General features: G+C 48.4%; 11 protein-coding genes and 1 pseudogene. 11 read left to right on the top strand and 1 reads right to left on the bottom strand.

Translation table 11 applies throughout. The features are described 5' to 3' along the window. The 5 genes from AC4MRN_RS16155 to pyrF form a co-directional block, all read left to right on the top strand. Positions 1-414: S1 RNA-binding domain-containing protein (locus tag AC4MRN_RS16155; RefSeq protein ID WP_491203853.1), on the top strand; the 414-nt coding region annotated here is incomplete at its 5' end. Positions 415-492: 78 nt separating this feature from the next. Continuing rightward, positions 493-804, top strand: coding sequence for an integration host factor subunit beta (gene ihfB / locus AC4MRN_RS16150; RefSeq protein WP_255053223.1), 312 nt, complete (start codon positions 493-495; stop codon positions 802-804). Positions 805-913: 109 nt separating this feature from the next. Further along, a complete protein-coding gene (locus tag AC4MRN_RS16145; protein WP_073324843.1) occupies positions 914-1,168 on the top strand; it encodes a lipopolysaccharide assembly protein LapA domain-containing protein in 255 nt (84 codons plus the stop codon). Positions 1,169-1,173: 5 nt separating this feature from the next. Beyond that, entirely contained in the window at positions 1,174-2,334 is a 1,161-nt protein-coding gene (gene lapB, locus AC4MRN_RS16140) for a lipopolysaccharide assembly protein LapB (protein ID WP_255053220.1), read from the top strand. A 6-nt stretch (positions 2,335-2,340) separates the two neighbouring features. Beyond that, on the top strand, positions 2,341-3,039 hold the full coding sequence (gene pyrF, locus AC4MRN_RS16135) for an orotidine-5'-phosphate decarboxylase (RefSeq protein WP_073324604.1): 699 nt from the start codon (positions 2,341-2,343) through the stop codon (positions 3,037-3,039). 230 nt (positions 3,040-3,269) lie between these two features. Here pyrF and ald read toward each other — a convergent pair whose 3' ends face one another. Further along, complete coding sequence (ald, locus tag AC4MRN_RS16130) at positions 3,270-4,397, bottom strand: alanine dehydrogenase (RefSeq protein WP_073324603.1); 1,128 nt, start codon at positions 4,395-4,397, stop codon at positions 3,270-3,272. 132 nt (positions 4,398-4,529) lie between these two features. On the opposite strand from ald, the gene lrp reads away from it, so the two are divergent. From lrp to AC4MRN_RS16100, 6 genes and pseudogenes are all read left to right on the top strand, one after another. Then, positions 4,530-5,015 carry a leucine-responsive transcriptional regulator Lrp gene (lrp, locus tag AC4MRN_RS16125; protein ID WP_073324602.1) on the top strand — a complete coding sequence of 162 codons (486 nt, stop codon included), beginning with the start codon at positions 4,530-4,532 and terminating at the stop codon, positions 5,013-5,015. Positions 5,016-5,283: 268 nt separating this feature from the next. Continuing rightward, positions 5,284-7,794 carry a DNA translocase FtsK gene (locus AC4MRN_RS16120; RefSeq protein WP_491203852.1) on the top strand — a complete coding sequence of 837 codons (2,511 nt, stop codon included), beginning with the start codon at positions 5,284-5,286 and terminating at the stop codon, positions 7,792-7,794. Between the two features lie 12 nt (positions 7,795-7,806). Beyond that, complete coding sequence (gene lolA / locus AC4MRN_RS16115; protein WP_073324601.1) at positions 7,807-8,424, top strand: outer membrane lipoprotein periplasmic chaperone LolA; 618 nt, start codon at positions 7,807-7,809, stop codon at positions 8,422-8,424. Continuing rightward, positions 8,421-9,740 (top strand): replication-associated recombination protein A, encoded by a 1,320-nt coding sequence (locus AC4MRN_RS16110; protein ID WP_491203851.1) that lies wholly within the window; start codon positions 8,421-8,423, stop codon positions 9,738-9,740. The genes lolA and AC4MRN_RS16110 overlap by 4 nt, the downstream gene beginning before the upstream one ends. Beyond that, a complete protein-coding gene (crcB, locus tag AC4MRN_RS16105) occupies positions 9,737-10,120 on the top strand; it encodes a fluoride efflux transporter CrcB (protein WP_073324599.1) in 384 nt (127 codons plus the stop codon). The genes AC4MRN_RS16110 and crcB overlap by 4 nt, the downstream gene beginning before the upstream one ends. Before the next feature lie 10 nt (positions 10,121-10,130). Further along, positions 10,131-10,471, top strand: a pseudogene (locus AC4MRN_RS16100) (serine--tRNA ligase); the annotation flags it as partial.

Raw genomic sequence — 10,471 nt, 5'->3', positions numbered from 1 at the left:
CTGCAAGTCGACCCAGAGCGTGAGCGTATTTCTTTAGGCGTTAAGCAAATCGAAGAAGATCCTTTCAACAAGTATCTGACAGATAATAAGAAAGGTGCTATCGTTACTGGTACAGTTACCGCAGCTGATGCTAAAGGTGTTACTGTTAACCTGGCTGAAGAAGTTGAAGGCTATATCCGTGTTGCAGACTTGTCTCGCGACCGCGTAGAAGACGCTTCTGAAGAAGTGAACGTTGGCGACTCAATCGAAGCTAAGTTCATCGGTGTTGACCGTAAGAACCGCGTAGTTAACCTGTCTGTTAAAGCAAAAGACCAGGCTGACGAGAAAGAAGCTATCGATAAAGTAAATCAGCAAGAAGACGCTGGTTTTGCTAACGCAATGGCTGAAGCCTTTAAAGCGGCGAAAGGCGAGTAATCACCTTTTGTAGCATCTGACGCACGGTGTTAAGACAAGTGCTTTGCACCGTGTGTTTACTGATGTAAGCTGTTTCATATCGACGATGACAAAGAGGTTACCATGACCAAGTCTGAACTAATTGAGCGGCTCGCTGATCAGGCTCGCCATATCCCGGCGAAAGAGCTTGAATCAGCTATCAAAGAAATGCTGGAGCAGATGGCGCAAACCCTGCAGAAGGGTGATCGCATTGAAATCCGCGGCTTTGGTAGTTTTTCACTACATTATCGGGCACCCCGTGTCGGTCGTAATCCAAAGACTGGCGAAACGGTGGAACTGGACGGTAAATACGTTCCTCACTTTAAGCCTGGTAAAGAGCTACGTGACCGGGTAAACGCGTCAATAGCCTGAACCAAATAAAATAAAGCACTGTTGTCAGTGCTTTTTTTGTATATCCATACTGTAACAGGGTAAGCATTTTGCTATCCTGTTATTATTGTATTCTGTTGGGATTGCTTTTTTGAAAGGCTTAGTGTTTTTTCTTTGCATTATTGTATTGTTGGTTCTGGCCGTCGCGGTCGGCTCTCAAAATGATGCAGTTATCTCGGTAAATTATCTGATCGCCAAAACTGAAATGACCATTGCCAGTCTGATTGCCATAGCAGTTGGTCTTGGGGTTGTAGTTGGCGTGTTGGCGGTATTGAGTAGTTGGCTAACGCTACGCGTAAGAGTGATCAGGCTGCAAGCTAAACTCAACAGACTGCAGAAAGAATAATTCCCATGCTAGAGCTGCTCTTTTTGCTGCTTCCTGTGGCAGCCGGCTATGGTTATATCATGGGGCGAAATAGCGTTAGGCAAGCGCAACGTAAACAATCCAGCATTCTCTCCAAACATTACTATCGCGGCTTAAATTTCCTGCTGTCTGATCAACCAGACAAAGCGGTCGATACGTTGATCAAGATGATCAACTTGAATAACGACACCGCTGAAACCCACATCGCCATGGGCAATTTCTTTCGTCATCGTGGCGAGATTGACAGGGCAATTCGGGTTCACCAAAACCTGGTAAGCCGTGATGAATTACAATCGACCCAGCGAGAAACCGCGTTACGGGAGTTGGGCCGGGATTATATGCAGGCGGGCTTTCTGGAGCGCGCTGAAGACACGTTTGCTAAGTTACTTTCCAGCGATAAGCATTTTGATTTCGCCCAACAACAACTGTTTGCTATTTACCAAACCACAAAAGAGTGGGAAAGGGCGATTGCGCTGGCAGAAAAAATGCTGCAAGACAACGAAGTAGTTCGCACAAAGCTCGCCCATTTTTATTGTGAGCAAGCTCAAATCGAACTGGATAAACAAGATTTAGAATCCGCACTGGCATTGTTACAAAAGGCCGTAAATGCCGACGAACATGCCACGCGTCCCTGGTTAATGTTAGGGCAGGTCACCTTCGACGAAGGTCGTTATGATGAGTCCATTGATTATTTACTGCAGGTTGCCAAACGGGAAGAAGACTGGTTTATCGAGGCTATCCCTGTTATTCAGAAGATCACTGAACAAACCCAGGATTGGGATAAATTTGAAACCTTGCTAAATACACACTGGGTGCAAAGCGCTACGGCGTATCTGGCAATGGTCACCATTATGGTGAATCAGAATCGCAATCAACAAGCCGCTGACTATTTGTTTTCGCAGTTGCAGAAAACACCGACCATGCGTGGTTTCCATCGGCTAATGCAATTGTATAGCGACAACACAACCGACAACGACGCCAAGCAGACCTATCAGCACCTGGCTGAATTGGTTGGAAAACAAATTCAACAACGCCCACGTTATCGCTGCAAGAGCTGTGGGTTTTCCGGGCGTAAGCTTTATTGGTTATGCCCATCATGTAAAAAGTGGGGTGTAGTACATCCCATTCGTGGATTAGACGGAGAATAGAAGACTGTGACACAAGATGCTCGCGTCATCGTAGCGCTGGACTTCGACAATGTCGAACAAGCCAATCAACTGGTTGAACAACTCGAGCCTTCGGCCTGTAAGCTGAAAGTGGGCAAAGAAATGTTCACTCTTTTTGGCCCGGAGTTTGTGAAATCACTCATTAATAAAGGCTTCGATGTCTTTTTGGATCTTAAGTTTCACGATATTCCCAATACGGTAGCCAAAGCGTGTAAAGCGGCTGCTGAGATGGGCGTGTGGATGGTGAATGTACATGCCAGCGGCGGTGCAGAGATGATGCGTAAAGCCAAACAGGCTATTGAAAGCTCGTCACACCCACAAACAAAACTTATCGCCGTCACGGTGTTAACCAGTATGGACCAGGACCAACTGAACGATGTTGTTCCCGGCGTTACCCCTGCAGAGCAGGTTGCGAAACTGGCAGCACTCACTGCCGACTCTGGCCTCGATGGTGTAGTGTGTTCCGCAAAAGAAGCCGTTATGCTACGTAAATCACTGCCTGAATCGTTCTTACTGGTTACGCCGGGTATTCGCCCTGCGGGAGCAGACGTTGGTGACCAAAAACGCGTTATGACGCCGGTAGACGCCATCGAGGCAGGCGTCAGCTATTTGGTTATGGGCCGGCCGATTACGCAGGCTGACGATCCATTAGCGACGCTGGCCAGAGTAAACGAGTCTATTCAATAAGATTCACCACAATTGTGTACGTGGAATAACTCAGATTAAGGCCATTGTTCGCAGTGGCCTTTTTATTTTAGGCGGAATTTACCGCATTTTCTGCAAAGCAGAGTGATATGGTCGTAGGGTTAACGATTATTATCGTAACCACAGGCATTCAGCAGAAAAGTAGAATGACAGGGCGTAACAAAAAGGGGCATGACAGCCCCTTTATCAATTCACAATTTGGTAATGGCTGGTTATCTCAATGCATCCAATGCCGGCGTGTAGGTAATACCCAACTGTTCACCCAAGGCTTCAACAACAGCCTGGTAAGTCACTTTGCCTTCGTGAACGTTCAGACCGTTTAACAGGTGAATGTCTTCCAGCATGGCTTGCTTAGGACCTTTGTTAGCCAGAGCAAGACCAAATGGCAGTGTGGCGTTATTCAGCGCCATGGTTGATGTTCTCGCTACGCCACCAGGCATGTTAGCAACGCAGTAGTGAACTACGTCGTCAATGATATAAACAGGGTCCTGGTGAGTGGTGGCTTTAGAGGTTTCAAAACAACCACCCTGGTCAATGGCAACGTCTACCAGCACAGAGCCTGGTTTCATGTTTTTGATGTGTTCACGGTTCAGTAGTTTAGGCGCAGCTGCACCCGGAATAAGTACCGCACCCACAACCAAATCCGCATTGGCAGAATAATGCTCAATGGCATCAACCGTCGAATACACGGTTTTAACCTGACCATTGAAGATATCATCTAACTGGCGTAAGCGAGGCAGAGAGCGGTCGAGAATGGTAACGTCAGCACCCAGGCCCAACGCCATTTTAGCTGCTTGTGTACCAACTACGCCACCACCGATTATCAGGACTTTGCCCGGAGCAACACCCGGTACACCACCTAACAGCGTGCCGCTGCCGCCATGGGCTTTTTCGAGATAATGTGCACCTGCTTGTACTGACATACGACCAGCTACTTCACTCATTGGTGCTAATAAAGGCAAGCCGCCGTTTCTGTCTGTTACGGTCTCGTAAGCAATACAGGTAGCGCCTGATGCAATCAATAATTCAGTTTGAACCGGGTCCGGTGCAAGGTGCAGGTAGGTATACAGCGTTTGACCTTTGCGCAGTTGTTTACATTCAGACGGCTGCGGCTCTTTTACTTTCACAATCATTTCTGCTTCAGCAAAAATTTGCTCTGCAGTATCAACGATCATAGCGCCAGCGTTTTGGTATAGTTCGTCCGTAAAACCAATTGCCGTACCTGCATTTGTTTCTACCATTACCTGATGGCCATGCGCGACAAACTCTTTCACAGCCGCCGGTGTTAAGCCTACGCGGTATTCATGATTTTTTATTTCTTTTGGTACACCAACTAACATGCTTTTCCCCGTCTCAATTTGGGTTGTTCAATAAAGATGCTGAGTATAGCCAATGATTTAGAAATATATCTGCTGTAATTTCATACTTTGCAGTGTTATATTTTGAGTAAATTTGATTATGCAAAATATAATATGCTGGTAAAAACACCGAAACACCTCGATCGCATTGATAGAAATATACTTTCTGTATTGCAAAAAGACGGTCGTATTTCTAATGTAGAATTAGCCAAACAGGTAGGATTGAGCCCAAGTCCTTGTTTAGAAAGGGTTAAGCGTTTAGAGTCCCAGGGCTACATAAAAGGCTATCACGCCGTGCTCGACCCACAGAAGCTGGGCGCGGCCATGTTAGTGTTTGTTGAAATTACACTATCGAAAACGTCGGTGGATATATTTGCCGAATTTTCAGCTGCGGTTCAGCAACACGATGATATACAAGAGTGTCACCTGGTTTCAGGGAACTTTGATTTCCTGTTAAAAGCCCGGGTTGCGGATATGTCGAGTTACCGGCGATTATTAGGGGATACACTGCTTCGTTTGCCAGGCGTAAGTGCGTCGCGGACTTATGTGGTAATGGAAGAAGTTAAAAGTACCAATAGTCTTAGAATTAATACAAAATAGCGCGATAGCTGATTACTTATACAGGGTAACATACCGCATACTGTTACAATCAGGCGCAGATATTGCTGGCAACAATGAGTGTGTACACACAAAAAGTGTAATTAAGCATGTATACAAGTGCGCTAACACGTCATTGTCGTAACAAGTGTGATATAACAATCTGTAACGGCATCTGATAAAGGTTTTAGCAGATACCGGCTTAGCGCAAAGCAAATAAAATAATGACAGTATGCCCAAAGAGGCAAACGAACAGAGAATTTTAGGGAATATGGTGCGACTTTCAGGCGTTCAACGCATATGGGAAACAGGTATGATCATTGCCTGTGCTCTGGCGTTCTTTTTACTTTTGGCGCTGGCGTCATTTCACCCGGGCGATCCGGGCTGGAGTCAGGCTGGCTTACAACCGAACGTGCACAACTGGGTAGGGCCTACTGGTGCCTGGACCGCTGATTTACTGTTTTTCACCTTCGGCTATCTGGCATACATCATGCCTTTTTGCAGTGCCTTTCTGGGCTGGTTTGTCTTTCATCACGTCAAATCCTGGCGCGAGCTGGACTACCTGACTATTGGGCTGCGTATTGTTGGCGGTCTTTTGCTGTTACTCGGTTTGAGTGGTATTGCCAGCATTAATTTCGATGACCTGTTTAGCTTCAGTGCCGGCGGATTAGTTGGCGATGTGATTAGCTCAGCGTTGATTCCGTATTTTAATACACCCGGTACTATATTGTTGCTGCTGTGTTTCTGTTGCGTCGGCTTCACGCTAATGACGGGCATTTCCTGGTTATTGATTATCGATAAGCTGGGTGAAAGTACCATTTGGGCGAGCCAAAAAGCCATTGCCGGTCCGCAAAAACTGTTGGCGTTAAATATGCCAATCTTATCGTTACCGAACAAATCTGAAAAAGCGTCGCCAAAAGATGACGATTTAAACATAACCAGCCTGCGTGCGGAACCACCATCGGAACCTGAAAAACGCGCGCCGCGAATAAATGAACGCAGTGAACCGACCATGACGATTCCTGATGAAGTTTTCGCGGCCGATCTGGACGACGACATCAGCGATGATTTGCCTCCGTTCCATATTGACGATGATGATAAACCCGCGCCAGCAGTGAAAAGCACCTCGGAGAAAGTGAATTTTACCGACCTGGGCAGTGGGGCAGGGGAGAGCAATAACAAACCTGAACCCGCGGTTCAAAAAGCGGCTGAGCCGGTAAAACCGGCTGTTTCCAAGCCTGTGGAAAGTCCGTCAGCAGAACAAACAGGCGAGGACACAGCCGATTTAGGCCCAATGCCGTCATTTGATCTGCTGGAACGCGCCGATAAACACGAGAATCCAATTTCTCAGGAAGAACTCGATATTGTGTCACGCCTGGTAGAAGAAAAGCTGGCTAACTTTAACATTGAGGCGTCGGTGGTGGGTGTTTACCCTGGCCCCGTGATCACACGTTTTGAAATTGACCTCGCGCCAGGCGTTAAGGTCAGCAAAATAACCAGCTTGTCCAAAGACTTAGCGCGTGAAATGTCGGCAACCTCTGTGCGTGTTGTCGAAGTTATTCCAGGTAAATCTGTTATCGGACTTGAGTTACCAAACAAAAAGCGCGAAATGGTGCGCTTGAGTGAGGTAATTGGCGCAGATGCCTTCCAGTCTAACCCCTCAGCGCTGACAATGGTGCTGGGCGCAGATATCAGCGGTAAGCCCGTGGTGGTTGATTTGGCTAAAATGCCTCACCTGCTGGTTGCCGGTACCACGGGCTCGGGTAAATCAGTGGGTGTTAACGTCATGATTCTGAGCTTGCTGTATAAGTCGACGCCAGAAGACGTTCGCATGATCATGATTGACCCGAAAATGCTGGAATTGTCGGTGTACGAAGGGATTCCGCATCTGCTTGCTGAAGTGGTGACAGACATGAAGGAAGCCGCTAACGCGTTGCGTTGGTGTGTGGGTGAAATGGAACGTCGCTACAAGCTCATGTCTGCCCTTGGGGTACGGAACCTGAAAGGTTACAACGCCAAGGTGACTCAGGCCATTGCAGATGGTCAGCCAATTAAGGACCCGTTATGGCGTTCAGAAGACAGTATGGAAACTGAAGCGCCGGATTTAGGCAAACTGCCCGCTATTGTTGTGGTGGTTGACGAATTTGCCGACATGATGATGATTGTGGGCAAGAAAGTTGAAGAGCTAATTGCTCGTATCGCACAAAAAGCACGGGCTGCCGGGATCCATCTGGTTCTGGCGACACAGCGTCCGTCTGTTGACGTTATCACCGGCTTGATCAAAGCCAACATTCCTACACGGATAGCGTTCCAGGTATCCAGTAAGATTGACTCGCGGACCATACTTGATCAGCAGGGTGCAGAAACACTGCTCGGTATGGGTGATATGCTGTATCTGCCGCCGGGTAGTCCGGTACCTACACGGGTGCATGGTGCGTTTGTGGACGACCATGAAGTGCATGCCGTAGTCGCCGATTGGCAGAAACGCGGTAAACCAGAATACATCGATGAAATTCTGAACCCTGAAATGGGCGCGGAAATTCTGCTGCCCGGCGAACAACCCGAGGGCGCCGATCAGGAAATAGATGCTTTCTATGACGAAGCCGTCGCTTTTGTTACCGAAACCCGCAGAGCTTCGGTGTCCAGCGTGCAGCGTAAATTCAGAATTGGTTACAATCGGGCCGCGCGTTTAGTTGAACAAATGGAACAAAGCGGTGTCGTTAGTGCTGCAGGGCATAACGGTAACCGCGAAGTATTAGCGCCGCCTGCTCCCCGAGATTAATACAGGACAGTTATGAAAAAATACCTAATTAAGTTGTTGGTGTTGAGCCAGTTAATGATTGTCGGACAAGCCGTTGCCGATGATGCTGAATTGTTGAAAGCACGCCTGTCTGGATTGAAGTCATTCACGGCAGCGTTTAGCCAAACCGTAAAAGACGAACAGGGCACGGCTGTGCATGAAGCCCAGGGCGCTATTACAATGACGCGCCCTAACAAGTTGCGTTGGGAAACAGCCATGCCCGACGAAACGTCACTGATCGCCGATGGTGAATCTGTGTGGCATGTCGACTTTTTTGTTGAGCAAGTGACAGTTATGTCTCAACAACAGGCCATCGAGAATAACCCTATGGTACTGCTCACGAGCAACAGCGAAGCAATCTGGCAGCAATACAGTATTACCCAGGTAGACGACAACGCGTTTAATGTGTCGCCCTTGTCGGGTAACGGACAAATTCGTACGCTCACTGTACAGTTTGATGAAGCCGGTCTGGCTGGCCTGGTGATGCTGGACAGCCAGCAACAACAAAGTGTCATTCAGTTTACCGGTCGCAAATTCAATGCGGTGATCTCTCCGGAGCAGTTTTCCGTTGCTGTACCTGACGGATTTATGCTGGACGACCAGCGTTCATGAGTTTATTTGCCCAACAACAATACGAGCCGCTGGCAGCCCGTATGCGTCCGCAAAATCTGGACGAGTATGTTGGGCAGCAACATCTGGTTGGGCAGGGTAAGCCACTGCGTAAAATGCTCGAATCCGGGCATTGTCACTCTATGATCCTATGGGGGCCTCCCGGCACCGGCAAAACCACACTAGCTGAGTTAATTGCTCGTTACACCCAAGCTCAGGTAGTCAGGTTGTCTGCTGTTACCTCCGGGGTTAAAGACATTCGAGCGGCGGTTGACCAGGCTGAACAAAACCAGTCTATGGGCGAACGTACATTGTTGTTTGTTGATGAAGTACATCGCTTTAATAAGTCTCAGCAAGATGCGTTCTTACCCTTTGTTGAGTCCGGTTTGGTCACCTTTGTTGGGGCAACTACGGAAAACCCCTCGTTTGAACTTAATAACGCGTTACTGTCCAGAGTGCGCGTGTATGTACTGAAGGCCATCGATGAAGACGCGCTAAGCGCCCTGCTTGATCGCGCGCTGGGCAACACAGAAAAAGGCCTGGGCGAGCGAAAGCTGGCGATAGCCGACGATGCCCGCTCGGCCCTGATAGGCTTATCGGGCGGAGACGGCCGCAGATTGCTTACCTACCTGGAACTGGCCAGTGATTTTACCGAAGGCGCTGAAATTTCCCTGACAGACATCGAACAGGCCGTAGGCGAGAAAGTGGCCAGTTACGACAAACAAGGCGATACCTTTTACGATTTAATTTCAGCGTTTCACAAATCGGTAAGGGGATCAGACCCCGATGCGGCATTGTACTGGTATGCTCGCATATTAAATGGTGGCGGTGATGCCTTATATGTGGCCCGTAGGCTACTGGCAATTGTGTCGGAGGATATTGGTAATGCGGATCCACGTGCCATGCAAATAGCGGTAAACGCCTGGGATGTTTATCACCGGGTAGGGCCTGCCGAAGGTGAGCGCGCCATTGCTCAGGCCGCAGTTTACTGTTCGCTGGCTGCAAAGAGCAATGCGGTCTATGTGGGCTTTAAACAAGCTATGCGTGATGCCCGTGAACATCCTGATTACCCGGTGCCGGTGCATTTGCGCAATGCGCCAACCAAACTATTAAAAGAAATGGGCCATGGCGCAGAGTACCGATACGCCCATGATGAACCTAACGCATTTGCAGCCGGTGAGGTGTATCTACCGCCTGAATTGGCCGATACCCGCTATTATTCTCCCAGCGAGCGCGGGCTGGAAAAAGCCCTCAAAGCCAAGCGCGATTATCTCGACGAACTCAATCTTCACAGTCATCAAAAACGGAAGCCTTCATGACGCATACTCTGACTTTATATCTTTTTGTCGCCAGTGGCGGTGCAGTAGGCGCGTGTCTGCGCTTTTTCTTTACGGGTTTAGTGGATTCCTGGTTTGGAAAAGCCTTGCCCTTTGGTACACTTGCCGTCAATGTGGTCGGCTCATTTTTACTGGCGACTTTGTACGGGTTTATCGAACGCGGCGATTTGGCGGAACAACCTTACCGCGCGTTAATTGGGGTAGGGCTGTTAGGTGCATTAACCACCTTCTCAACCTTTACTATTGAAACCCTCACCTTATTAGAAAATGGGCTGTGGCTTAAAGCCCTGGCCAACATTGTATTGAATGTATGTGCATGCCTGCTTGCAGCCTGGCTTGCCGTGGAATTAACCAAAGGATAAAGAAACTCACATGTTAGATCCAAAGTGTTTGCGTAGTGACATTGACTCAACGGCCGAGCGTCTGGCCAGCCGTGGTTTTAAGTTGGATGTCGAAGCTTTTAATGCCCTTGAAGAAAAACGCAAAGCCCTGCAAATTAAAACGCAGGAGCTGCAGAATGAGCGCAACACGCGAAGTAAATCCATCGGTAAAGCAAAAAGTCAGGGGCAGGACATTGCGCCATTACTGGCTGAAGTGTCAGATTTGGGCGAACAGTTGGACGCGGCGAAAGCGGAACTCAATACTTTATTGGCTGAGATTAATGAACTGACGCTGGGTATTCCTAACTTACCGCATGAAAGCGTGCCGGTAGG

Source organism: Marisediminitalea sp., assembly GCF_984433645.1.
Note: the sequence above shows the minus strand (reverse complement) of the source record. Positions and strands in the feature narration are given on the sequence as shown.